The organism is uncultured Corynebacterium sp., from assembly GCF_937999985.1.
GTDB lineage: Bacteria > Actinomycetota > Actinomycetes > Mycobacteriales > Mycobacteriaceae > Corynebacterium.
This window is the reverse complement of the sequence record NZ_CALLDG010000075.1, coordinates 1-25258: the sequence shown is the minus strand read 5'-3', so window position 1 is coordinate 25258 and position 25258 is coordinate 1. Positions and strand designations below refer to the sequence as shown.

The 25258-nt window shown below is 63.9% G+C and carries 19 protein-coding genes; 12 read left to right on the top strand and 7 right to left on the bottom strand.

From position 1 onward, the window contains the following. Both Q0331_RS03635 and Q0331_RS03630 read left to right on the top strand, forming a co-directional pair. The coding region (locus tag Q0331_RS03635; protein WP_298074966.1) for an endonuclease NucS domain-containing protein at positions 1 to 116 on the top strand (116 nt) is incomplete at its 5' end. 100 nt (positions 117 to 216) lie between these two features. After that, complete coding sequence (locus Q0331_RS03630; protein ID WP_298074964.1) at positions 217 to 1281, top strand: tetratricopeptide repeat protein; 1065 nt, start codon at positions 217 to 219, stop codon at positions 1279 to 1281. Between the two features lie 103 nt (positions 1282 to 1384). Here Q0331_RS03630 and glgB read toward each other — a convergent pair whose 3' ends face one another. Continuing rightward, complete coding sequence (glgB, locus tag Q0331_RS03625) at positions 1385 to 3520, bottom strand: 1,4-alpha-glucan branching protein GlgB (protein WP_298074962.1); 2136 nt, start codon at positions 3518 to 3520, stop codon at positions 1385 to 1387. A gap of 11 nt (positions 3521 to 3531) precedes the next feature. Beyond that, on the bottom strand, positions 3532 to 5556 hold the full coding sequence (locus tag Q0331_RS03620) for an alpha-1,4-glucan--maltose-1-phosphate maltosyltransferase (protein WP_298074960.1): 2025 nt from the start codon (positions 5554 to 5556) through the stop codon (positions 3532 to 3534). A 68-nt stretch (positions 5557 to 5624) separates the two neighbouring features. On the opposite strand from Q0331_RS03620, the gene Q0331_RS03615 reads away from it, so the two are divergent. From Q0331_RS03615 to Q0331_RS03595, 5 genes are all read left to right on the top strand, one after another. Beyond that, positions 5625 to 6557, top strand: coding sequence for an ABC transporter ATP-binding protein (locus tag Q0331_RS03615; RefSeq protein WP_298074958.1), 933 nt, complete (start codon positions 5625 to 5627; stop codon positions 6555 to 6557). A 60-nt stretch (positions 6558 to 6617) separates the two neighbouring features. After that, positions 6618 to 7529 carry an NUDIX hydrolase gene (locus Q0331_RS03610; RefSeq protein ID WP_298074956.1) on the top strand — a complete coding sequence of 304 codons (912 nt, stop codon included), beginning with the start codon at positions 6618 to 6620 and terminating at the stop codon, positions 7527 to 7529. A 9-nt stretch (positions 7530 to 7538) separates the two neighbouring features. Beyond that, complete coding sequence (locus Q0331_RS03605) at positions 7539 to 8780, top strand: THUMP-like domain-containing protein (protein ID WP_298074954.1); 1242 nt, start codon at positions 7539 to 7541, stop codon at positions 8778 to 8780. A 92-nt stretch (positions 8781 to 8872) separates the two neighbouring features. Continuing rightward, positions 8873 to 9661, top strand: a complete 789-nt coding sequence (locus tag Q0331_RS03600) for an electron transfer flavoprotein subunit beta/FixA family protein (RefSeq protein ID WP_034985575.1) — start codon at positions 8873 to 8875, stop codon at positions 9659 to 9661. A 21-nt stretch (positions 9662 to 9682) separates the two neighbouring features. Further along, positions 9683 to 10636 (top strand): electron transfer flavoprotein subunit alpha/FixB family protein, encoded by a 954-nt coding sequence (locus tag Q0331_RS03595; protein ID WP_298074952.1) that lies wholly within the window; start codon positions 9683 to 9685, stop codon positions 10634 to 10636. A gap of 127 nt (positions 10637 to 10763) precedes the next feature. Here Q0331_RS03595 and Q0331_RS03590 read toward each other — a convergent pair whose 3' ends face one another. Next, positions 10764 to 11963 (bottom strand): ATP-binding protein, encoded by a 1200-nt coding sequence (locus Q0331_RS03590; RefSeq protein WP_298074951.1) that lies wholly within the window; start codon positions 11961 to 11963, stop codon positions 10764 to 10766. Positions 11964 to 12302: 339 nt separating this feature from the next. On the opposite strand from Q0331_RS03590, the gene Q0331_RS03585 reads away from it, so the two are divergent. From Q0331_RS03585 to Q0331_RS03575, 3 genes are all read left to right on the top strand, one after another. Further along, positions 12303 to 13655 carry a cysteine desulfurase family protein gene (locus tag Q0331_RS03585; RefSeq protein WP_298074949.1) on the top strand — a complete coding sequence of 451 codons (1353 nt, stop codon included), beginning with the start codon at positions 12303 to 12305 and terminating at the stop codon, positions 13653 to 13655. Between the two features lie 68 nt (positions 13656 to 13723). After that, a complete protein-coding gene (gene mnmA, locus Q0331_RS03580; protein WP_298074947.1) occupies positions 13724 to 14947 on the top strand; it encodes a tRNA 2-thiouridine(34) synthase MnmA in 1224 nt (407 codons plus the stop codon). 7 nt (positions 14948 to 14954) lie between these two features. After that, positions 14955 to 16070, top strand: a complete 1116-nt coding sequence (locus Q0331_RS03575; protein ID WP_298074946.1) for a hypothetical protein — start codon at positions 14955 to 14957, stop codon at positions 16068 to 16070. 93 nt (positions 16071 to 16163) lie between these two features. On the opposite strand, the gene Q0331_RS03570 is transcribed toward Q0331_RS03575, so the two are convergent. The 4 genes from Q0331_RS03570 to Q0331_RS03555 all read right to left on the bottom strand — a co-directional run bounded on the left by Q0331_RS03570 (position 16164) and on the right by Q0331_RS03555 (position 23058). Next, complete coding sequence (locus Q0331_RS03570; protein ID WP_298074944.1) at positions 16164 to 16982, bottom strand: aldo/keto reductase; 819 nt, start codon at positions 16980 to 16982, stop codon at positions 16164 to 16166. A 14-nt stretch (positions 16983 to 16996) separates the two neighbouring features. Beyond that, complete coding sequence (gene ligA, locus Q0331_RS03565; RefSeq protein WP_298074938.1) at positions 16997 to 19048, bottom strand: NAD-dependent DNA ligase LigA; 2052 nt, start codon at positions 19046 to 19048, stop codon at positions 16997 to 16999. A 25-nt stretch (positions 19049 to 19073) separates the two neighbouring features. Next, positions 19074 to 20930 (bottom strand): VWA domain-containing protein, encoded by a 1857-nt coding sequence (locus Q0331_RS03560; protein WP_298074936.1) that lies wholly within the window; start codon positions 20928 to 20930, stop codon positions 19074 to 19076. A gap of 145 nt (positions 20931 to 21075) precedes the next feature. After that, positions 21076 to 23058, bottom strand: a complete 1983-nt coding sequence (locus Q0331_RS03555; RefSeq protein WP_298074934.1) for a VWA domain-containing protein — start codon at positions 23056 to 23058, stop codon at positions 21076 to 21078. A gap of 214 nt (positions 23059 to 23272) precedes the next feature. Between Q0331_RS03555 and Q0331_RS03550 the strand changes: the two genes are divergently transcribed. Both Q0331_RS03550 and Q0331_RS03545 read left to right on the top strand, forming a co-directional pair. Further along, complete coding sequence (locus Q0331_RS03550; RefSeq protein ID WP_298074930.1) at positions 23273 to 23947, top strand: 3'-5' exonuclease; 675 nt, start codon at positions 23273 to 23275, stop codon at positions 23945 to 23947. A gap of 256 nt (positions 23948 to 24203) precedes the next feature. After that, positions 24204 to 25258, top strand: a 1055-nt coding sequence (locus tag Q0331_RS03545) for a cation:dicarboxylate symporter family transporter (protein ID WP_298074928.1), incomplete at its 3' end; no start/stop codon positions are given.

The following is a 25258-nucleotide window of genomic DNA, read 5'->3' as shown; positions in this document are numbered from 1 at the left end:
CCCAGGAGATCAAGCCGCAGGCTCGCACACTGGCAGAAGACCGCGGTTTCCGTTGCGTTACCCTGGACTATGAAGCAATGCGAGGAACTGACTCCTCGGAGCTGCGGCTTTTCTAAAAGACTCAGCTTTCTTAGTCGGTTTTAGCCCTCAACAGGCGATTATTTCCTCCCGCGCGGCCAGCGCGTGGGAGGGCAAGTAAGAAAGGACACTTACAAGGTGACGAATCCTTCTAATACTCCTCCGTCCCGCTTCGTGGCCGGGGCGGTGGACCTGGGTGCGGTGAAGCAGCAGGCTGAGCAGCGGGCGCAGGCGCAGGCTCGCGCCGCCCAGGCTGGGGCGGCGGGCGCTAGTACTGCCGCTGGAGGTGCTGGCGCGGCAGGCGCACCGGCAGGCCAGCCAGGTACGGCTAGCGGAGTTGGCTCTGGAGGTGCGGGCGCTGGAGCTCCGGCAGCTTTCGTTAGTACCGTCACCCCTGAGAACTTCGAGTTGGACCTCGTGGTTCGTTCTACTCAGGTGCCGGTGGTTACGCTGCTGGGTTCCGCCCGCTCGGAAGCCTCGGAGCAGATGCGCCAGGACTTCACCAAGCTGGCTGAGGCCCAGCAGGCGCCGACTAAGTGGCTCTTCCGATACGTGGATGTGGATGCCACCCCGGAGGTCGCCCAGGCCTTCGGCGTGCAGGCAATCCCCACTGTCATCGCGCTGGCAGCCGGGCGCCCACTCACCAACTTCGAGGGCGGCCAGCCCGCCGCGCAGCTGCACGGCTGGGTAGATGCTGTCGTGCAGGCGGTAGACGGCAAGCTGCGAGGCCTGGCCCCGGAGGAGGATCCGGCTAATGTGGCCGGAGCCGGCGGTGGTGCAGGTGCTGGCGGTGCCGACGTGAACCAGGATGCGGGCGACCCGCGCCTGGCTGCCGCCGCCGAGAAGCTTGAAGCGGAGGATTACGCGGGCGCAATTGCGGATTACGACGCCATCCTTGCCAACCCCGCGCAGGCCGACGACGCGGTCGTAGGGGAGGCCCGCGCGGCGCGGGCCAACGCGCTGCTGATGCAGCGCCTGTCCACGGGTGGGGACGAGTTCGCGGAATCCGACCGCCTGCTGCTGGCGGGCGACAGGCCTAAGGCCTTCGACTTGCTGATCGAGGAGCTGCGCCCGTCCGCCGAGGGCAGCGCAGATCACAAGAAGCAGGCGAAGGCTCGTCTGCTGGAGCTGTTCAGCCTGTTCGACCCGGCGGATCCGGAGGTTATCGCGGGTCGCACCCGCATGGCCTCGGCTCTGTTCTAGACGCCAGCGCCATCCTGGCGCGCGGACGGCGCAAGCACCGGCGCTGACGCTCGCCACCTCAGGCGGGGCGCTCGTCGCCGTGGCCGCGAGTGCTGAGCGGGGTTTAGCCCTCCAACACGAACCAGCGCGCGGTGTGCGCCGGGATCTGCAGCACGGCGGAGGCGTCCATGCCGTGGGAGCCGGTGGGCTCCGTGTGCAGGTCGCCACTTACGCGCCCGGCGCCCTCGTACTTCACGTCGTCGGTGTTCAACACCTCGCGCCACGTACCGGCCTGCGGCAGGCCGATGCGGTAGTTCTCCTGGGTGGTGCCCGAGAAGTTAATTACACATGCCAGCTCGCGCCCACGGTGGCGTCGAATAAAGGAAAGAACGTTATTCGTCGAGTCGTCGCTGGCGATCCATTGGAAGCCCTCCGGCGCGTGATCCTGCCCCAGAGCGGGCTCGGAGTGGTAGAGCTTGTTTAGCTGGCTGGTCAGCGCGCTGATGCCGCGGTGGAACTCGCCCTCCCAGCCCTCGAGGTCGTGCCAGTCCAGGCCGCGGGACTCGTTCCACTCCTCGGTCTGGCCCCATTCCTGGCCCTGGAAGAGCAGCTTCTTGCCCGGGTGCGCCCACATGAACGCCAGGTAGCTGCGCACCATCGCCGCCTTGTCCCAGGCGGAACCGGCGGGCATACGCGACCACAGGGTTCCCTTGCCGTGCACAACCTCGTCGTGGCTGATCGGCAGCACGTACTTCTCGGAGTAGGCGTAGACCATCGAGAACGTGATCTCGTTGTGGTGGTAGCTGCGGTAGGCCGGATCGCGTTGGATGTACTCCAGGCTGTCGTGCATCCAGCCCATGTTCCACTTCAGGCTGAATCCCAGGCCGCCCTCGCTGGTGGGGGCAGTCACGCCCGGCCAGGAAGTCGACTCTTCGGCGATGGTAAGCGAACCCGGGCACTCACGGTGCACGGTGGCGTTCATTTCCTTCAGGAACTCCACCGCATCGAGGTTTTCGCGGCCGCCGAACTCGTTGGGCAGCCAGTCATCGCGGGAGTAGTCCAGGTACAGCATCGAGGCCACAGCATCCACGCGCAGGCCGTCGATGTGGAATTCCTTGCACCAGTACAAAGCGTTGGCCACCAGGAAGTTGCGCACCTCGTTGCGACCGAAGTCGAACACGTAGGTGCCCCAGTCCGGCTGCTCGCCGCGGCGCGGATCCGGGTGCTCGTAGCAGGCCTCACCGTCGAAGCGGCCCAGTGCCCAGCCGTCCTTGGGGAAGTGGCCGGGAACCCAGTCCATGATCACACCGATGCCGGCGCGGTGCAGCGAGTCGATCAGGAAGCGCAGATCGTCCGGGCCGCCGTAGCGGTTGTTCGGCGCGTAGTAGCCGGTCACCTGGTAGCCCCAGGAGGGTTCGAAGGGGTGCTCGGAAACACCCATCAGTTCCACGTGGGTGTAGCCCAGCTCCTGCACGTACTCCACCAGCTCCGCGGCCAGCTCTTGGTAGTTGCGCCCCTTGCGCCAGCTGCCGAGGTGCATTTCGTAGATGCTCATGGTCTCGTCCACGCCTACGGCGGCGCGGTGTGCCAGCCACTCGTCGTCGCTCCAGGCAAAGTCGCTGTCCTCCACGACGATGGAAGCGGTCGCGGGCGCGGGCTCGGCCAGGCGTGCCATCGGGTCGGCCTTGTCCAGGCGCACACCGTCGCCGGTGGTAATGGAGAACTTGTAGTGCGCCCCCGCTCCCACGCTGGGGATCCACAACTCCCAGATGCCGCTGCTACCCAGCGCGCGCATGGGGTGCTGGTTGGCGTTCCAGCCGTTGAAATCGCCGATCACGGAAACACCCGCAGCATGCGGCGCCCACACGGAAAAGGCCACGCCACCGTCCACTACATGCGCGCCGAGAACCTTCCACAGCTCCTCGTGGCGGCCTTCGCCGATGAGGTAGCGGTCGAGGTCGCCGACGGTCGGCAGGCGCCGGTAGGGGTCTTCCAGGGTGGCAGTGGTGCCGCCGGCCCAGGTGACTTCGAAGACGTAGGTGTCTACGAAGTAGTCCACGGTCGCGGTGAATAGCGCCGGGTATTCTTCGGCCGCCGCCATCGGCACCGGCTCGCCGCCGTTGATGCGCACGGCGACGGACTCCGCCCCGCACTGAACCGTGCGGATGGTGGTGGTTCCGTCGCTGTTCTCGTGTGCCCCAAGCACGTCGTGCGGGGCGTGGTGCCTACGTTCTGCGAGCCGGTGGTAATCGTGGTTCATACCCGCCGATTCTACCTGCGGGGATCGTATTCTTCCTGGGCTCGCGTGCAGACTCGCTCGCGCTCACCCTCACCAAGGGTGGGCAGCCGGAAGAGGTGCGCAACCTGGAAGTCCGGATCCAGGCGCACGTAGTTGCTGGCGCCCCAGGTGTAGGTCTGGTTCGTCGGCAGGTCGGTGACCTCGAAGTGCGCATCTTCCGGCGCGCCCAGGCCAAGCGCTTCGGTATCCAGGTGCACAGAGCCCTCGACGATCGCATTGGGGTTCAGGTTCACCACCACGAGCACCGCGTTGCCGGTAACGCCGTCGACCTTCGAATACGCGAGCAGGTCGTCGCTTGTTGTTTCGTGCAAGCGCAGGGTGCGCTGTTGCTGCAGCGCCGGGTTTTCTTGACGCCACAGGTTCAGATCCCTGATCCATTCAGCGCAATTGTCCACTGAGTAGTCGCGCGGACGCAGCTCGTACTTCTCGGAGTCCAGGTATTCCTCCGAGCCCGCGTGAACCGGCGTGGATTCGTAGATCTCAAAGCCGGAGTACACGCCCCACAGCGGGGAGAGGGTGGAGGCCAGGGCGGCGCGGATGGCGAACATGGCCTTCCCACCGGTCTGCAGGGATTCGTGCAGGATGTCCGGGGTGTTCACGAACAGATTCGGGCGGAAAACATCGGCGTAGTTAGCTATGTCTCCGGCGAATTCCTCTAGCTCCTCCTTGGTGGTCTTCCAAGTGAAGTAGCTGTAGGACTGCGTGAATCCCGCCTTGGCCAGGCCGTAGAGCCGCGGCGGGCGGGTGAAGGCCTCAGAGAGGAAGACCACGTCCGGGTCGGTGGCGTGGACCTCGGCGATCAGCCACTGCCAGAAGTTCGTGGGCTTGGTGTGCGGGTTGTCCACGCGGAAGATGCGAACGCCGCGGCCGATCCACAGGCGCACTACCTTCAGTACCTCGCGGTACAGGCCCTCCGGGTCGTTGTCGAAGTTCAACGGGTAGATGTCCTGGTACTTCTTCGGCGGGTTCTCGGCGTAGGCGATGGTGCCATCCGGCAGCACGGTGAACCACTCCGGGTGCTCCTTAGCCCACGGGTGGTCGGGGGCGCACTGCAGCGCCAGATCCAGGGCGACCTTCAGGCCTTGGTCGTTGGCTGCGGCGACGAAGTTCTCGAAGTCCTCGACGGTGCCTAGGCGTGGGTGCACGGCCTCGTGGCCTCCGTCCTTGGAGCCGATGGCCCAGGGGGAGCCGACGTCCTCCGGAGTGGGGGTCAAGGTGTTGTTCTTACCCTTGCGGTTGATCTCGCCGATCGGGTGAATCGGCGGCAGGTAGAGCACGTCGAAGCCCATGTCCGCGATGCGCGGCAGGTCTGCGGCGGCGGTGGCGAAGGTGCCGTGCACCGGGTTGCCGTCGGCATCCCAACCGCCAGTAGAGCGGGGGAACATCTCGTACCAGGCACCCACGCCGGCGGTTTTCTCTTCCACCAGCACGTGGAACTCCGGGCCGCGGGTCAGCAGGTCGCGCAGCGGGCGCTTGTCCAAGGCCTTCTTGATCTCCGGAGACAGGGCGGTGGCCAGGCGCTCGTCGATGCTCAAGGATTCATCGCGCAGCTGGCCGGGTACGGAGGCCACTAGCTCCCGGTGCTTGCGGGAGGCCTTCTCCGCCGCCCGCTCGAACAGGCGCGCTCCGAGCTCAAAGTCGTTGGCCAGGGCCTGGGCATCCTGGCCCGCGGCTACCTTCTTGGTGATTGCGTTGAACCATGTGGCCGCTGGGTCCGACCAGGCGTCAACACGAAAGGTCCACATACCCGGCACATCCGGAACGAACACGGCATGGCGACGGTCGACGTCCTCGGGGTCTGGCGACATCGTGATCTTCGCACGGCCACCCTCGGCGCCGGCGGGGCGACGGACGACGAGGGTGGCGGAGATGGCGTCGTGCCCCTCGCGCCAGACGCTTGCGCTAACCGGAAACACCTGGCCGACGATGGCCTTGGCGGGGGTGGCTCCGTGGGAGATGACGGGGGAGATGCAGTCGATGCCGAGGCGGCCGGTCATGGGGAAGCTCCTTTAAATGGCAGTGGGGATCCGTTGGCAGTTCGCGTTGGTGCTTACACAGCAAGCCTATGTTGTTGGCACACTTCGCGCGGATCTTGAGGCACCATGGGGGAGTGAGCGAGAACGTGACGAACCTAATTTCCACCCCGGCCACCGCGCAGGCTGACGAGGACGACCTGATCGTAAACATGCGCAACGTCTCCGTCGTGCGCGACGGACGAGCCATCCTGGCGCCGATGGATTGGCAGGTGGAGCTGGACGAACGCTGGATCATCGTCGGCCCCAACGGGGCGGGCAAGACCACCCTGATGCGCCTGGCATCGGCGCAGATGTTCCCGACAACTGGCACCGTGAAGCTCATCGGCGAGCAGGTGGGCAAGGTGGATCTGCGCGAGCTGCGCACCGCCATCGGCATGAGCTCTTCGGCGCTGGCACAGCGCGTGCCGGGGGATGAGAAGGTCGCGGACATCGTGATTTCCGCCGGTTATGACGTGCTGGGCCGCTGGCGCGAGGATTACGACGAGCTGGACTACGAGCGCGCCATCGAGATCCTGGAAAGCGTCGGTGCCTACCACTTGGCCGAGCAGACCTGGAGGACCCTAAGCGAAGGCGAACGCAAGCGCGTGCTGATCGCCCGCGCCTTGATGAACGACCCCGAGCTGCTACTGCTGGACGAGCCGGGCGCCGGCCTGGACCTCGGCAGCCGCGAGGACCTGGTGGCGCTGTTGTCGGACCTGGCGGCGGATGCGGACTCGCCGGCGATTGTGATGATCACCCACCACGTGGAAGAAATCCCGCCGGGGTTCACCCACGCTCTGCTGCTGGACGAAGGCGAGGTTGTGGCTCAGGGAATCCTGGAAGACGTGATGACCAGCGAGAACCTCACCCGCACCTTCCACCAGCCGATCGAAGTCAAGCACGAAGACGGTCGCTGGTTCGCCCGCCGTAGCCGCCAGCGCCGGGGTAGCCACCGTTCCGGTGGAGCTAGTGGAGCCCAGTGAAGACAGTGGACCCCGGTGAAGACAGCCACCGCCGCTAGGAAGATCGGTAGACTCTGATCCATGAAGGAAAACCGTTTAGGCCCAGTGCAGCCACGTCACGCGTCAACGGTGATTCTGTTGCGCGACACGTTGTCGGGGATCGAGGTATACGTCCAGGAGCGTGCCTCGACTATGAAGTTCTGCGCGGAGATGACGGTTTTCCCAGGCGGAGGGGTGGATTCCCGCGATATGCCGGGGGACGTTGACGGCGATGGCCACATGTCGCCGGCCATCAATTGGCAGGGCGCGGAGGTCAAGTGGTGGGCCAAGCGCCTGCAGAAGCCGGAATCCATGGCCCGCGCCCTGGTCTGCGCCGCGGTGCGCGAGACCTTCGAGGAAAGCGGCACGTTGCTGGCCACCCACCGCGATGGCTCCCCGGTAGTGGACACCACTCCCTACCAGGAAGAACGCAAGCTGCTGGAGAACCACCATCTAAGCTTTTCCGACTTCATGAGCAACAACAACCTGGTCTTGCGCTCTGACTTGCTGCGCCCTTGGGCCAACTGGGTCACTCCGGTGGAGCAGCCGATCCGCTACGACACGGCTTTCTTCGTGGCCGCCATGCCGGAGGGGCAGGAGACCAGGGCCGATACCCCGGAGGCCACCTCGACGGGCTGGTTCCGTCCATCCACGCTGCTGGACGGGTGGCGCTCCCGCAAGATATCTCTGATGCCGCCGACGTGGGCGCAGCTGAAGTTGCTGGATACTTTCCGTACTGTCGAGGAAGTGTTGGATTTTTCCTCCAGCCTCTCCGTCGATCCGGTGCTCGAGGAGCCCGTCGACGAGCCGTACATGGCCGAGTACTACTTGATGGAGCAGCAGATGTATGGCGCGCCTGCCCGCCAGTTCGCGCCGGGCATGAAGTTCGTCGTTGACCCCGCCGAGATGCCGGAGAATCCTTTCGCCATCCGCCCCGACTCCTACGAGCAGTAGCGCGCAAGGATGGCCTTTTCTGCTGCCGAGCTGGATTTTTTGCTCGCTGATTGCGCCGCTGGTTCGCCCCTTATTAATGACGCCACCACGTACCAGCTAACCAAGAGAACCCTCGTGCAGGACCTTTCCCACCTGCGTAAGGCACACGGCGACAACGCCCGCGCCCTGGCGGAACTGGTGCAGGCCCGCCGCGCGGGCAAGCTGCCGGAGAATTGGCTGATGGATAGTGAATCCGTCCAGCAGGCCACCCCGCCGGGAGTCGCCGAGTGGCGCGCGGAGGTGTTGAAGGCCGCCGGGGTGGAGGCCGCTGTGGATGTCACGTGCAGCATCGGCACCGAGCTGCACGCGCTTTCTGCCGCGGGGCTGCGCGTACTGGGCGGGGATCTGGACCACCAGCGCCTGCGGATGGCTCGTTTCAATGTGCCGGAGGTTCCGGTTGTGCGTATGGATGCGCTGCGACCCGCGTTCACCGGTGACCTGAAATCCGGCGCACTGAAATCCGGTGCGCTGAAATCCGGCGTGGTGGTGGCGGACCCAGCACGCCGGAATTCCTCGGGGCGCATCGCCAAGTTGGAAGACCTGCAGCCGCCGCTGCCCGAGCTCATGGACTGCTACGACAATCTGGTGGTCAAATGCGCGCCAGGCATCGACTACTCCGAGTTCGACGGCCACGTGGAGGTTGTTTCCGTCGATGGAGGAGTAAAGGAGACGTGTCTATATTCACCCGCGATCTTTGGGCGGGGGCGCCGGGCGGTGGTGATGGGGGCGTCATCAGTTAAAGAAACAGTGACAAGCGACGAACCCGAGACCGACCGCGTGGGCGGGGTAGGGCGCTACATCGTGGATCCCGATGGTGCCATCGTGCGCGCTGGGCTGGTGCGCCAGTACGCGGCGCGGCACGGGCTGTGGCAGCTGGACCCGCACATCGCGTACCTGACAGGCGACGAGCTGCCCGCGGGCGTGCGAGGCTTTGAGGTTGTTGAAGAAGTGCCGCTGAAGAAGGCGCGGCCCGCGCTGGTGGGGCTGGGTGCGAGGAGCGTGGAAATCCTCGTGCGCGGCGTGGATGTGGGCCCCGACGAGCTGCGGAAGAAATGGAAGCTGAAGAAGGGTAGCGCAGGCGGAAACGGTGGCGGAAGCGGTGCCGCGGCGGCGGATTCCGCCTACTCGGTAGTGGTTACGCGCATCGGCGAGGGCGGCGCTGCCAAGGCTGTGGCCTTTATCTGTAGGGCTCGCCGCAGCTCGCGGGGGTAGTTCTAAAACAATATAAGAAATTTGTGGCGGTGGTCACCTGGTGGTAGGTACTATGGTGCCAAATCACAATACCCAAGCAGGAAGGTCAACGAATGTCGAACATCGTTGTTCTGGTTAAGCAGGTGCCGGACACCTACTCCGAGCGCAAGCTCACCGACGATGACTTCACCCTCGACCGCGACAGCGCAGACGCTGTCCTGGACGAAATCAACGAAAACGCTGTTGAGGCTGCACTGCAGCTGAAGGAAGCAGACAGCTCCCGCAACGTCATCGTTCTGTCCGTCGGCCCGGAGCGCGCAACCGAGGCGCTGCGCAAGGCACTGTCCCTGGGCTGCGACGAGGCCAAGCTGGTTGTCGACGAGAACCTGGCTGGCTCCGACGCACTGGGCACGGCATGGACTCTGTCCAACGCTCTGAACCAGATCGAGGACATCGAGCTGATTATCGCCGGTAACGCCTCCACCGACGGTGGCGCTGGCTCCATCCCGGGCCTGCTGGCTGAGTACCGCCAGATCCCGGCTCTGACCCACATGGAAGAGCTGAGCGTTGAGGGGGGCAAGGTCACCGGTAAGCGCGTTACCGAAGAGGGCGTGTTCGGCCTGGAGGCTCCGACCCCGGCCATCGTGTCTGTGACTGAGAAGTCCAACACCCCGCGCTTCGCTGCCTTTAAGGGCATCATGGCTGCCAAGAAGAAGACCATCGAAGAGCTGTCTCTGGAAGAGATTGGCGTGGACGCTGCAAACGTTGGCCTGGCAAACGCCACCACCTCCGTTTCCGCTTCCACCCCGAAGCCGCCGAAGTCGGCTGGTGAGATCGTCAACGACGAGGGCGAGGGCGGCAAGCAGCTGGTCGAGTTCCTGGTCAAGGAAAAGCTGGTTTAAGGGAAGTAGGGATTTAAGGACATGACCAACGTACTAGTACTGGTTGAGCACGGTGAGGGTCAGCTGAAGAACTCCACCGTCGAGCTGATCACCGCTGCACGCGTGTTCGGCACCGTCGGCGCCGTTGTAGTTGGCGCTCCCGGCACCACCGAGAAGCTGCAGGGCGCACTGGCCGAGGCTGGCGCAGAGACCATCTACGCCGCAGAGTCCGACCAGGCAGAGTCCCTGCTGGTTACCCCGGAGGTCGACGCACTGTCCGGCCTAGCAGCACAGCTGCAGGTTCCGGTTATCGTCTCCGCTACCGCAACCGGCAACGAGGTTGCAGGCCGCGTAGGTGCCCGCGTTGCTTCCGGTGTTCTGTACAACACCAACAACATCACCGCCGAGAAGTCCGCTGAGATCAGCATCTTCGGTGGCGCTTACACCGTTACCGCTTCCGCCGCTGGCGCATCCCCGGTCTTCACCCTGGCTCCGGGCTCCCTGGATCCGGAGCCGCAGGCTGCCGCTGGCAACGTCCAGCAGGTTGAGCTGCCGGGCGCTGGCCCGACTGCCGTCACCATCACCTCCTTCGCTCCGGCTGAGGCTGGCGACCGTCCGGAACTGACCGAGGCCAACATCGTGGTCTCCGGTGGCCGTGGTGTGGGTGGCTCCGAGGGCTTCACCGACGTTGTCGAGCCGCTGGCCGACGTCATGGGCGCCGCTGTTGGTGCTTCCCGTGCGGCTGTGGACGCCGACTACTACCCGGGCAAGTTCCAGGTTGGTCAGACCGGTGTTACGGTCTCCCCGAACCTGTACATCGCACTGGGTATCTCCGGCGCTATCCAGCACAAGGCTGGTATGCAGACCTCCAAGACCATCGTTGCTGTGAACAAGGACGAAGAGGCATCCATCTTCGAGATCGCAGACTTCGGTGTTGTCGGCGACCTGTTCAAGGTTGCTCCGCAGGCTACCGAGGAGCTGAAGAACCGCAAGTAGTTCTTCGCCCTAGGCTTTAATAGCCGCCCTGTCGCCACTACTGGCGCGGGCGGCAGCCATTAACCGGCGCCCTTTCGCTTAGCTTTACGCAGGCGGAAGGGCGCCGGTTTTTGTGCCATCTTCTGCGCTACCCGTCCTGCTGTCGGATGTAGTCCTCCATGTATGGCAGCGTGAATCGCACGCGGCCGAATCCCGCCGGCTCGATCAGATCGCGGGTAATCAGGCGGCTTCGCCAGGTGGACAGGCCTCTTGGCTCTACGCCCAGGTGAGCGGCGATGTCGCCAGTCTTGACAGCTCTCGTTGCCGGTGCTGCTGCGCTTACCGGTTCTGGTTCGGACGCCCCTTCGTCGGCACTAATCGCAACCATCGCGCGGAGGAAGTTCATTTCACCCTCCGGCAGGCGGCTGAGTGCGGGGCGGTGGACGTGGCTAGTCATGCGGTCGATAGCCCGCTGGGAGGCCGTCTCCACGTGTGTGACCTCGATGATGTCCGAACCGTTGATCCCGGCTGCCGCCCAGGACAGTGCGCCAACCACTTGGATGAGGTACGGGTAGCCGCGGCAAATGTCGGTGGCGCGGACTAGGGCGTCATCAGTAAAAGGGCGGCCAGAATCCGCGGCGGTGATGGCGAGGGTCTTCGAGACTTCCTCAGCCGGCACAGCGTGGAGGTCTACGCGGAAGGCGCGGCGGAGGAACGTGGTGCCCTCGTGTTGCAGTAGCGTGTCCACGCCGTGGGGCAGACCTGCGCAGACAAAAGCAATGTCGCGCTCGTCGCGCATGAGGTCCTGGACCGCTGTAGCCAGGCGGTGGAGCTGGTCGAGGTCAGCGGATTGCAGCTCGTCGAGGGTGATGAGGATGCCAGTGCCGGTGATTACGTCGGAGAGTTCGCGTAGGCGGGTGATGAGCGTCGGAACGCTGCGGAGTTCCTCGGCCCGCGAGTGTGCTTCCGTGCGGAAGCTGCCCACGCCGGTGATGGAGGCCCCGGAAAGCTTGCGCTCCGGTGGCTGCTCGATGCTTGTGATGGCGGTGGGGATCGTTGTTTCGACCAGCTCGGAGATCATGTCGCTATTGGGGTAGGCTCGCAGGACGATCCAACCCTGGGCGCGAGCCTTGTCTTCGATCTCGTTGAGCAGCACCGTTTTGCCCACACCACGCAGACCGCTGGCCAAGATCGTGCGGTGCGGGGAGCCGGGCCCCTCGGCGAGACTGAGCTCGAAGTCCTGCAGCAGCTCGGCCCGGCCCGCCAGGTAGTACGGCGACGTGCCGAAGCTGGGGCGGAAGGGGTTGCGCGGGCCGGGTGCAGCGGGCTGGCGTGAGGGATCGGACATGCCTCACAGCATAGTGTAGCTTTGGTAGATTTTGTTAGATCTGTTAGATCTCAGTGGGCTTGTTAGAAGTGTTAGATCCGGGATCTTTCGATCCGGCTGTGTCCTTGTCCGTGGCTGTGGCTGTGTCTGTGTCCTTCTGGTTCTTCCGAAGCATATAGATGATCGCGATGAGAAGGCCAGGAACCGCAAGGACAAGAAGCGCGATCAGTACCATCAACAGAAACTCTGCGAGACCCAAGTGCGATTACTCCTGTCGCGATCGGCTCTGAGTACTTGAAGGGTATCAAGAGGCAACGGTCCCGTGCGCGGTGTGCGGCGCCCAAGAAGTAGGGTAGGGGCGTGAACAAGACCAACCACGCAGCGAAGAACCCGGCGCCCGGCACGCCGGATGACGCGACGGACAGCGCGGAAACCAACGGCGCAGAAACTAACGGCGCGGAAACTGGCGGTGCGGAAACTGGCGGCGGAGCAGGTACGCGAGGGCGCCTGTACGTGGACAACGCGGCGTCCCAGGCCTTGCGCTCCGAAGCGCAGGAGGCGATGCAGCGCGCCGCGGGGCTGCTGAACCCCGCCGGCCAGTACAAGACCGGCCGCGATGCCCGCCGCAGCCTCGAGGACGCCCGCGAGCAGATCGCCGAACTCCTCGGCGCGGATGCAGCAGAGGTGATCTTTACCGGCTCCGGTACGGAGGCCGACAATATCGCCATCCAGGGGCTCGCGTTTGGTTCGAAGGCTCACCGTGGCGCGCACGTGATCGCCAGCTCCGACATCGAACACCCCGCCGTGGTCGAGTCCGTCGACTGGCTCACGGCCGGGCCTCTCGATCTGGGGTTTGAACGTGCGGTCCTTCCGGTGGACGCCGCCGGCCGCATCCGTGCCGAAGACTGGATCGCCGGTCTAGAAAACGGCGCGGGCGCAGACTCTGTACAAGGTTCTCCGGGCGCTGCAGATGGGGCCAGCGACCTGGCGCTGCTGACCTGTATGTGGGCCAACAACGAAACCGGCGCGATCCAGCCGGTGGAGACGCTCGCCAGCTTTGCCCGCGACAACGGCGTGCCTTTCCACACCGACGCAGTGCAAGCCGTCGGCCATATACCCGTCGACTTCCACGCCCTCGGCGCCACCACGCTGGCCGCCAGCGCCCACAAGTTCGGCGGCCCGAAGAACACGGGCCTGCTGCTCGCCCGCCGGGACGCGGACATCTTAAGCCCCGTGCGCGGAGGCGGCCAGGAGCGAAAGCTCCGCTCCGGCACCGTGAACGTGCAGGGTGCGGTGGGATGTGCGGCGGCGTTGGCGTCATCAATTAAAGAACTAGAACAAGCAACCGCCAGAATGCGCGTGGCGCGCGAGAGGCTACGGGCAGCGGCGCAGCGCATCGATGGCGTGCGGATTTGGACTCCCGAGGTCGGCGCGCTGCCCGGGCACCTGCACATGAGCTTCCCCGGCGCGGAGGGCGACTCACTGATCATGCTTTTGGACGCCGCCGGGGTGGACGCATCGACGGGCTCCGCCTGCAGCGCCGGGGTGAACCGCGCCAGCCACGTGCTGACCGCCATGGGCGTGCCAGTGGACGTGGCCCGGGGAGCACTGCGGCTAACTCTGGGCGCGGACATCACCGACGACCAGGTCGAGTACCTAGCCGGCATCCTGCCGCGCGTGGTCGAGCAGGCCCGCGCCGCCGGAATGGCCTAGCTGGGTGGGCCAGCGGAATCGCCCAGCGGAATGGCCTAAGAGGCCGGTACGCGAGTAGGGTGCCAAACATGCGAGTAGTAGCAGCAATGAGTGGCGGTGTGGATTCCGCCGTGGCGGCCTCCCGAGCACTTGAGGCCGGACACGAAGTGATCGGCGTACACCTGGCGCTATCCCAGTCTCCCGAGGCCGTGCGGGCGGGTTCGCGCGGGTGCTGCTCCCTGGAGGACTCCGCGGACGCACGCCGCGTGGCCGACAAGCTGGGGATCCCTTTCTACGTGTGGGACTTCTCCGACCGCTTCAAGGCCGACGTGATCGACGACTTCGTGGATTCCTACGCCATCGGCGAGACCCCCAACCCGTGCCTGCGGTGTAACGAGAAGATCAAGTTCGAGGCGCTGCTGGACCGTTCCATCGCGCTGGGATTCGACGCGGTAGTGACCGGGCATTACGCCCGCCTGCACGATGGCGTGATGCGCCGCGGCGTGGACGCCAACAAGGACCAGTCGTACGTGCTGGGCGTGCTGACCGACGAGCAGCTAGCGCACTGCATGTTCCCGGTTGGCGACACGATCAAGCCGGAGATCCGCGAGGAGGCGAAGGACCGCGGTTTTGGTGTGGCCTCCAAGCCGGATTCCCACGACATCTGCTTCATCCCCGACGGGCAGACGCAGGCTTTTCTGGGGAAGAAAATTGGTCTGCGGCCGGGGCTGATGAAGGACCAGGACGGCTCGACCGTCGCGGAGCACGACGGCGTATACGGCTTCACCATTGGCCAGCGCAAGGGGCTGGGGCTGCCACGCGAGGGCCTGGATGGCAAGCCGCGCTATGTGACGGATATTGACGCCGCCACGGGCACCGTCACCATCGGTCAGCGCGACGATCTACGGGTCGGTGGGATCACGGCCGACCGGCTGAAGCGCCTGGACCCTTCCGTGCACGGCCGCGAGTTTGAGTGCGAGGTGCAGGTGCGCGCCCACGGTGGGGTAGTGCCCGCCACCGCGCGGTTGGTGGACGACCCGGAGGGGACCACTCCGGCGGGGCGCGTCAAGAAGGAGGGCGAGAGCCCGTGGCGCCTGGAGCTAGACCTGCACGAGCCGCTGCAGGGAGTGGCGCGCGGTCAGGCCGCCGTGGTCTACCAGCCGGACGCCGACGGCGACATCCTGCTGGGCAGCGGCACCATCCGCGCCACCGCACCGTGGAGCGATGCGGGTGACCCCGCGCCGGGAGATAGCGCGGCGAATGCCGAAGCCGCTGGCGGCGCGGGTGAGCGCGCAACGCCGGCGAAGGCGTAGCACGGCGATGGCAGACAACACCGCACAGCCGCAGCCGATCGAGCGCCTGGGCTGGTGGGAGAACACCGTCACGGACCACGCGGAGGTGCGCGCCGCGATTCAGTCCGCGCTGAACCGCACGTGCGACGTGGACGAGGACACAGGCGTGCCGCCGGTCTTGTCGTTTCCGCGCTGCGGGCGGGCGGGGGACCTCACGGCGCTGACGGCTAGCTTCGCGCAGCTGCCGATCCGCGCTAATCCCCGCGGCTGGGAGCTGACTGCCCACCCGAGCCTGGAATCCCGACGCATGGACGGCTGGGTACGCGAGGCCACGGATGCCGCCGAGGAGCTGCTGACGGGCAAGGTCGAGCGGCTGATGCTGCACGTCACCGGCCCGTGGACGTTCGGCGCGGACGTGGAGTTCCGCGGCCACCCAGTTTTGCGCGACCGCCCGGCGTTTAAGGATTGCGCCCTGCACCTGGGTTTCGGCGTGGAGCAGGTCGCCGGTGCGCTGTCGGCGGCGCTCGGCTGCGAAGTCATCATTGCGCTCCACGAGCCGCGCGTCCGCGAGGTCATGGGTGGCCTGCCCGGCGCCACTCGCTTCGATACGATCCCCGCCGTCGACCGCGAGTTCATTTACGGGGTGTGGCAGCGCTTTCAGCAGCAGGTCGCGCGCCCGGTGGTGCTGGACACAGGGTCTTTTATCGATGACGCCCTCTCGCACGCACCCGGCTTTCACCGCATCGTGGTGCCCGCGGATCAGTTGCAGACAACCAGCGGCAAAGACCTGGTTGGAGGGATGATCGGACGCGGCCAGGGGATCGGCTGGGCGGTGTCCCAGGCGGCGCCGTCAGCCGGCGGGGCGGGTGCCGACGCTCGAGGGCATGCTGCTGCGCATCGGGGGCCAGCCGGTGGGGATACCGCCGGCGCCCCTGCCGGAGATTTCAGCGGGGCCGACGTGGAGGCCGCCGCGGGCGACATCGCCCGCGCCGTTCTGCGCCAATGGGAGCAGTGGACCCTGCCCGCCGACGAACTGCCGGGGCTGGTGGACATTGTGGTGCCCGAGGGCAAGCGCAGCGCCGCGCAGGCCTCCGTGGCGGCGGCTCGGGCGCGCCACGCGGCGGCCCTGCTCTGGCGCAATTGATAGTGCAACTGGTGCTGCTCTAGCGCAGACCCGGCGCGCCTGAGCGCGGACTGCACCGCTGAGCGCGCCTGAGCGCGGTGCACGCTAGCCGCGCTAAAACTCCTCGTAGACCGCCGGATCCTGGTTCTTCCGGCGCCCATCAGGACGTCCCAGCGCGGTGATGGCCTCGATCTCTGCATCACTCAGGGTGACGTTCAACGAGTCCAGGTTCTCGCGCTGCCGATCCTCAGAGGCAGCCTTCGGGATCGCCAACACCCCGCGGCCGCGGTGCCACGCCAGGACGACCTGCCCGGGGGTTGCGGAGTGGGCGTCAGCAATCTCGGCAATGACCGGCTCCTCCAGAACCGCGCCGCGCAACAGCGGCGACCAGGCCTGCGTCACGATGCCGAGCTCGCGGTGTGCCGCGACGGCCTCGGCCTGCGGGAAGTGCGGGTGCAGCTCGATCTGGTTGACCACCGGGTACTCGCCAGTAGCGGCGTGGACGGCCTCCAGGTGCTCGGGTAGGAAGTTGCACACGCCCACGTGGCGGATCAGCCCGCGTTCGCGCAGCTCCAGCAGCGTTTCGAAGGCTTCCACGTAGTGGCCTTGTTTTGGGTTCGGCCAGTGGATGAGGTGCAGGTCGATGCGGTCCAGGCCCAGGCGAAAGAGGGATTCCTCGACGGAAGCTACAGCGTCGTCGTGCCGCTGGTAGCGGCCAGGCAGCTTGGAGGTGACAATCACATCGTCGCGGCGGAACCCGCTGGCGCGGATGCCAGAGCCCACCGCGCCTTCGTTTTCGTAGTTGTAGGCCGTGTCGATCAGACGGTAGCCCGCGCGGATGCCCGCAGCCACGGAGTCCGCGCCCGCCTGGCCCTGCATCTTGTAGGTGCCGAGCCCGATCTCCGGGAGGGAAAGAGCTGTAGTTTCAGTCATTCGTTCCTGCCTTTCTACTCTGTTTGGTTTGCGCCGTTTTCCAGCAGCTCCTTGAAGGCTGCCTCATCCAGCACGGGCACGCCCAGGTCCTCGGCCTTTTTCAACTTGGAACCGGCCTTTTCGCCTGCAATCAGGAAGTCCGTATTTTTCGACACGCTGCCCGCCGCTTTGCCGCCGCGAGCCTCGATGGCCTCCTTCGCCGCCGTCCGGTCGAAGTCCTCCAGCGAGCCGGTGACCACAATCGTCAGGCCCTCCAGCAGCGAGGAATCCACGCCATCCGCCTCGCCGGAAGTTTCCCCGGCCTCCTGACGCATCCGCACGCCAGCCGCCGCCCAGCGATCCACGATCCGGCGGTGCCAATCCACCGTGAACCAATCCGAAATCGACTCCGCGATCGTCTCGGCCACACCGTCGATGCCGGCCATCTCCTCGACTGAAGCAGAGGCGATGTCCTCCACGGACTCGAAATGCTTCGCCAAGGCCTTCGCCGCGGTCGGACCCACGTGCCGGATCGACAGAGCAACCAGCACCCGCCACAGGTCTGCCTCCTTCGCGAACTGCAGCTTCTCCAGCAAAGTCTCACCGGACTTATTCAGCTTCCCGGCCTTCGTCGCATAAGAACTGGTCTTCTCCAGATCCTCTGCGCTCAAGTCGAACAGCTCCGACTCGTCGGCCAACACACCGGAATGGATCAGATCATAAGCGCCCTTTTCCCCCAAAGCGTCGATATCAAACGCCTTGCGGGAAGCCAGATACGTCAAGCGGGTATGCAACTGGCCAGGACAGTATTGAGTGTTGGGGCAACGCCAGTCGGCGTCACCAACCTTCGAAGGAGCCAAACGGGTGCCGCACTCGGGGCAGAACGTCGAAAATAGGAAAGGCCGCTCCGCGCCCGTGCGCTTATCCTCGACCGGGCCTAACACCTCCGGGATGACCTCGCCGGCCTTGCGGATGGTGATCGTATCGCCCAGCATCACGCCCTTGCGGTGGGCCTCCGTCGGGTTGTGCAGCGTGGCCATCGAGACCGTAGAGCCCGCCACGTACTTCGGCTCCATGACCGCATATGGCGTGGCGCGACCCGTGCGGCCAATGCCGACGCGGATGTTGTGCAGCGTGGTCATCGCCTCTTCCGGCGGATACTTATACGCGATCGCCCAGCGCGGGGCGCGGCTGGTGTGGCCCAGCTCCAGCTGCTCTTCTAAGGAATCGACCTTGACGACCAGCCCGTCCATCTCGTGCGCCGCGTCGTGGCGGTGCTCACCCCAGTACTCGACCTGCTGCTGGACCTCCTTGGCGGAGTGAACCTGCCTGGTGTAGGGGCTAACCGGCAGTCCCCACGCGGCAATCGCGCGATACGCATCGTGCTGGGAAGCAGGGGAGAAGCCCTCGCGCGCGCCGATACCGTGGCAAATCAACTTCAGTGGGCGCTTGGCCGTATCCGCGGCATTCTTCTGCCGCATCGCGCCGGCGGCGGCATTGCGGGGGTTGGCGAACATCTTCAGCCCCTCGGCCTGGCGCTGGGCGTTCATGGTGGCGAAGTCCTCGACGTCGATGAACACCTCGCCGCGGATTTCCACCAGAGCCGGGACGGGGAACTCGTCTGTGCCGTGGAGGGTATCCGGGATGTCGTCGAGGGTCCGCGCGTTGTGGGTGATGTCCTCGCCCGTCGTACCGTCGCCGCGGGTTAGCGCGAGTTCCAACTGGCCGTCGATGTAAAGGAGGTTTATTGACGCCCCGTCGATCTTCAGCTCCGTCAGGTATGTCTTCGCGGGGGTGCGGTCCAGCCAGCCGGCGAGTTGCTCGGTATCAAAGACGTTGTCCAGACTGAGCATCTGCTCGCGGTGGTCGACGTTGCGGAACGGACTGCTGGTGGGTGGAGCGGGTGCGACTTCCTCGGTGGGGGACGCGCCGGTGACGACCTCCGGGTGGGCCTGCTCTAGGTCCTTGAGCTCCTGCAGCAGGGCGTCGAAGTCCGCGTCCGAGATCTCCGGTTCGCCGTAGTAGTAGAGCTGCCGGTGGTGGCGCACCTGGTCAGCGAGTTCTTGCCAGCGGGATTGAGTACTCACCCCCGCTAGTCTACTTGCGGGGGATCTACTTGCGGCGGACTGCGGTGAAGTAGACGGCGCCGCCTGCGATCAGGACGATGGCCAGCAATCCCAGGCCGGCGTACATGATCGTTTGGTTTTGGGTGGCGTTGTCGGTGTCCTTTGCTTGCGGGTCGGATTCGTCTGCGCCGGTGTTGCTTGGCGGTTCGGTGGAAGGAGCCGGGCCGGGCTCGAGGGTTTGGCGCCACTCCGGCCCGTCGGCGCGCTCGCCTTCTACCGCCGCGGATAGGCGGAACTCGACTTCCTTATTCGGCTTGCCGTTGTCGTTGTATCCCTCAAGGGAGACCACGATGTACCACTGGCCGGCATCCGCTGTTTTCCAGTTCTGCTCGGGTCCTTCGCGGTTGCGGTAGTACACGTATGGGGTGTCCACAGCTTGGACGGTAACGGGAGCATTTTTCTCTAGGCCTTCGGACAGAGGATCCGACGTAACTGCGCGGCGTGGGGATGCGATATACAAATTCCCCGAGTGGGAACGGCTTCCCGGTTCCTCGTTCTTGTCGAATTCGACCTCCGCGACGGGGCGCTGGCCCCAGTCGACGTTCATGCGGTAAAACTTCATCTCGCCCGGCACGAGAGTGTCGGAGACCGTGCTTTTAGTGATCTCAGGTGCAGTGGCGTAGGACGTGCCACCGGGGGTTGGCTGCGGAGACGTGTCGGGGATGTCGATTTCGTCCCCGTCCTCAGGCACCGCACTGCCATGATTGGGCCCGGCTTCGGACTCGCTAGCTATGGGCTCAAAGCCGACAAGGATCTCGATTGGAAGTTCCGTGTCGTGTAGGTCGCCAGTGCCGGACATCTTTACTCGATATTTCGTCGGGTCACACGATTGATCGGGGGTGATAGTGATGTTTTCTGCTGAAGGTGGGCTCGGCCAGCTGGATGATTCTTTGTAAGTCTCCCTGTATTCACAGGTGTCGTTTCTGACCTCTACCTCGGTGCCATAATCGTCCCAGTTGGCGCCCTCGAAGCCCAATGGGATGGGGGTGATCGCGATGCGTGCTTGGGTGTTGTCCTGGACGCTGATGCTGAACCATTTCTCGTCGCCTTCTTCCTTTCCTTTGGCTGGGGAAGGCAGGCTGCTTTGGTAGAGGCCTTCGCCGAGGTAGAACCCGTCGTCGGGGTTGTCGGCTAATTGGACGGGTGTGCCGGAGGGGGCGCCGTAGTTCGGCACACGCCCTTTGACGTCGATCAGTTCCACCAGAAGGTCTTGAATGTTATCCGCGTCGGAGTAGGTGCCGCCGGTGGCTTTGGCGATGCACTCGAGTTCTTTTTTCCCCTTGTCGTCGGCGCCCACTCCAATGGTGTGAATGATCTTCGTCGAATCACTTGACGCAGTCTCGGCGTATTCGCACGCAGGCGGGATTGGGCACGAGTTGATGCCCGAGGAAATGAGGACAATGCTGCGCGTTTTGCTCGTATCCATTTCCCTTTGGGCATGTTTAAGAGCATTAGTGATGGGTGCATAGCCCTTGGGCTGTAGCTCGTTGATGTCGTTTTCCAGGTCGGCAGCTTTGTTGTTGCCCAGGGGCGAAAGGGAAGTGATATCGAGGCAGCCACTGCTTTCGTTCTCAGGAGCTATTTCTACCTCGGAGCCATATCCCAAGACCATGGTCTCTGACCTATCGGCTACCGCTTTGGCTGTTTCGTTCGCCGCCTTTTTCGCCACGTCCATCCGGGTTTTGCCCTCGTTTGTTTTGCTTTTCTCGGCCATGTGGCGTGAGGCGTCAACAATAATGGCGACCTGGCTATCGGTACCGTCACCGCCGCGCTGGCCGGAACCGCCATGCTGGCCGGCACTGTCTTTATCCTGCGCTTGTGCGTTGACCGTCAAGATCGGCACAAGAGCGAGCACAGTGAGGAGTGCCAGCAGCGCCGAGGTGACTCGCCGTGTGCGAAGTGGTCGAGAGGCATGGGTCTTGGGCACCGAATAGGCGGGGAGCAAGGCGAATCAACCCTTTCTAGTTCCGGCTTTGCGGGGGGCGCTGCTACTTGCGGCGGACGGCGGTGAAGTAAACCGCTACGGCGGCGATCAGAATGAGGGCCAGGACACCCAAGCCGATGTACAGGATCGTGTTGCTCTGGGAGGCGTTGTCGATGTCCTTGGCCTGGGCGTCGGACTCATCGTCGTTGGAGTTGCCGTTGTTTTCCTGGCCGTCGTTGCTGTCGTCGTTGGTTCCTGGCGGCTCGGGGGTGGGCTCCGGTCCGGGCTCTAGGGTTTGACGCCACTCCGGTCCATCGACCTTGTTACCTTCCACCGCAGTGGACAGGCGGAACTCGATGTCCTTAGCTTGCTTTCCGTTATCGTCGTAACCCTCGAGAGTGACCATGACGTACCACTGACCGGCGTCCGAAGCTTCCTGATGTGCCACATTTTCTTCACGGTTGCGGTAGAAAACGTACGGCGTATCTACGGCACGTGCGGTGGTGGGGACATCCTTGTCGAGGGTCCGTATGGTCTGCTCAGACGTGACAATTCGGCGCGGAGATGCGACGTAAATGTCGCCGTTACGGGAATCGTCCGTGTTCTTCTTGTCGAACTCGACTTCCGCGATGGGGCGCTGGCCCCAGTCGACGTTCATGCGGTAAAACTTCGTCTCGCCGGGGACCAGGGTGTCGGATACAGTACCCGGGGTGATTTCGGTTGCATCATTGTAGGAGCTGCCGCCGGGGGTTGGCTTCGGAGTGGTGCTAGGCACCTTGACCTTATCCTTGTCTTTGCCCTCGGGGGTCTCTCGGTCGTTTTCCGGGCCGGCTTCAGAACCATCGACTTGGGGCTCAAACCCGATCATGATCTCGACCGGCAGGTCACGATCTATTTCGGTGCCGGAGCGGTTGAGCTTCACGCGATATTTCGTCGGGTCACAGTCCTCCTCCGGATCGATGGTGACGGTCTCCGCTTCCGGGGGGCCGGGCCAATTCGAGCCGGTGTAGTAGCCGGAGCCCTTATCGTTGCAGCTGTCGTTCTTATATTCGACGTCGACGTCGTAGTAGATGTGGTCGCCGCCCTCAAAGCCGACGGGAACCAGGTTTGCGGTTACCTGTGCCTTCTTGCCTTCGGGGACGCTGATGCTGAACCACTTGTCGTCGCCGTCCTTGTTGGTTTCCTTAGGGCTGGGCAGTGTGCTTTGGTAGAGGCCTTCGCCGAGGTAGAACCCGTCGGTGGCGTTGTCTGCTAGTTGGACTGGGGTGCCTGCGGATTCGTAGTTTCCGGCGACGCGTTGGGCGGCGTCGGTGAGGGCTTCGGTGAGTGCTTCGGTGTCGTCTGCGGACGTGTAGGTGCCGCCGGAGACGTCAGAGATGCATTCGAGTTCTTTTTGGGCTGTGTTGTCGACTTTGAATCCGACGGTGTGGATGGCCAGGTCGATGCCGTCGCCGGCGATGTCTTCGGCGACGTCGCAGACTGGTGGTGGGGCGCAGGTGTCGATGCCGTCGGAGACGAGGATGATGTTGCGTGTGCCAGAGTCGCCGAGTTCGTCGGCGGCTTGTTTGATGGCGTTGCCGATGGGGGTGTAGCCCTTGGGTTCTAGTTCGTTGATTTTGTCCTTGAGGTCTTCGGGTTTGTTGTTGCCGAGGGAGGCGAGGGTGGTGATGTCTTGGCAGCCCTTTTCGCGGTTGTCGGGGGCGTTGGATTCTTCGGAGCCGTAGGCGATGACTGCGGTTTGGGCTGAATCGGCGAGGGTGTCGATGGTTTCGTTGGCGGCTTTTTTGGCTGCGTCCATTCGGGTGCCGCCGTCGCCGGTGTCTTTTTCGGCCATGGAGTCGGAGGCGTCGAGGACGACAGCTACCTTGCTGTCGTCCTTATTCCCGCTGCCTTGACCGTCCCCGTTGTTGTCGTCTTCGGCGTTAGCGTTGACGGCGAGGATGGGGAGGAGGGTGATGATGGTGAGGAAGGCGAGTAGCGCGAGGGTGAGTCGCCAGGGTTTTGGTTGTTTCGCTGTGGCCTTGGGGGCGTGGCTAGCGGGGTGCAAGGGGGATCAGCGCCTTTCTAATTACTGCGAAGTTTTGTTTTACGAGGGTGGGACGCAACGCGGGCGCATAATGTTCCCAGCGCGGAAAAAGTTCCCGGTAAAAGAATTTTGTTGTGAAGAAAATACTAGGAAACAAAACTCTGCCCCGCATGAAGAACGCATTCTTTTCGAACGGCAACGGGGGTTGTCCTGAGCCACCTATAAAGTGGTCACCATGACTGCACCGCATTTTGACCCGGCACACATGCTGAGCTTCGACCTGGAAACCACTGGAGTAGACCCGAAGACCGCCCGCATCGTCACCAGCGCACTTGTGACCATCAAGGGGCGCGAGCGAAACGACATTGAGATGCTCGCCGATCCCGGCGTGGAGATTCCTCAGCAGGCCTCCGACGTCCACGGCATCACTACCGAGTACGCTCGCGAGCACGGCCAGGATCATGGAGAAGTGCTGGCCAAAACCATCGAGGGAATCCGCGAGGCCTGGCGCTCCGGCGCCACGCTGATCGTCTACAACGCCGCCTATGACCTCAGCGTTCTGCGCGCCTTGGAGCCTAGCTTCACTGTCGACGGCCCCGTATTCGACCCCTATGTGGTTGATAGGGCAAAGGATCAGTACCGCAAGGGGAAGCGCACCCTGGAAAGCGTGTGCCAGCATTACGGCGTGAATTTGGACAGCGCCCACGAGGCGACGGCGGATGCGGTGGCTGCCGCTCGTGTGGCGTGGATGCTGGCGCGCAAGTATCCCGAGGTGACACAGATGTCAGCGGATGAACTGATGCTTTCGCAGGCCACGTGGTTCTACGAGTCTCAGAAGGGACTGCAAGAGTGGTTTCAGAAGAAGGGCAAGGACGTGCAGGTCAACACCGCTTGGCCGCTTGCCGAATAGTATGGCAACATCCTATCGCAGCGCCCATTTGTTTCTTATCTCCACCTAGGAGCAGAATAGAGGTGTAGAGGCTCTTTCGTCCTGTTTCTTACTGACGCCCACTCGGTTCCAGCCGAACTCGAAGGGAAGTCACTGGCGCAGCAGGGGATGGGAGCCAACGCTTCAAGAAGGCAGACGCTTCAAGAAAGTAAACGCCTGAAGAAGACAGCTGAATACAGAAAACATCTGAATACACCGAAATGGGGCACTAGGGATCATGGACGATAAAAGCAATCCCCAGGGCGCAGAGCGCAATGGCGCTGAACTCAGCGGAGCTGGGCAACACTCAGCTGACGGACGCTCAGCTGCACAACACACAAGTGGGCAGCGCGGCGCTGAACAGCACTCAGCCGGACAGAGCTCCCAGGAGAAGCAAGCCGCTCCTGGTTACGCCGTCGCTTCCACTCCGCAGATCGCGGAGTCTAAAAGGGAGAAGAAAGACAACACCCACTGGCTATACATCGGCGTGATCATCGCCGTGATCGCCGGCATCATCTTCGGTCTCGTGGCGCCAGATACCGCCAAGGGATTCAAAGAGCTGGGCACCACTTACGTCAGCCTGATCAAGATGATCATCGCACCGGTGATCTTCTGCACGATTGTGCTGGGAATTGGTTCGGTGAGGTCTGCGGCGTCAGTAGGTAAAGCCGGCGGCCTGGCACTGACATACTTCGTTACGATGTCCACCTTCGCCCTCGCAGTGGGCCTGGTGGTTGGCAACATTCTCCAGCCGGGCGATGGTCTGAACCTGAGCACCGGCGGAAGCAACACCTTCGGCAACGGCGAAGAGCAGAAAGCCGAAGGCCTGGTTGGCTTCGTCCAGGGCATTGTCCCGGACACCTTCTTCGGCGCCTTCACTAGTGGCCAGATCCTGCAGGTGCTTTTCATTGCTCTACTGGTGGGCTTCGCCACGCAGTCTATGGGCAAGGCCGGCGAGCCGATCCTCAGCTTCGTCGCCACCCTGCAGAAGCTGGTGTTCAAGATCCTGTCCTGGATCCTGTGGCTCGCCCCGATCGGCGCCTTCGGCGCCATGGCGGGCGTAGTCGGCGGCACGGGCATCAAGGCAGTTCTGCAGCTGGGCGTGCTGATCCTCGGCTTCTACATCACCTGTGTGATCTTCGTGTTCGGCATCTTGGGACTGATCCTGCGGGTGTTCACTGGATTCAACATCTTCAAGCTGGTGAAGTACCTGGGCCGCGAATACCTGCTGATCTTCGCCACCAGCTCCTCGGAATCGGCGCTGCCGAACCTGATGCGCAAGATGGAGCACAT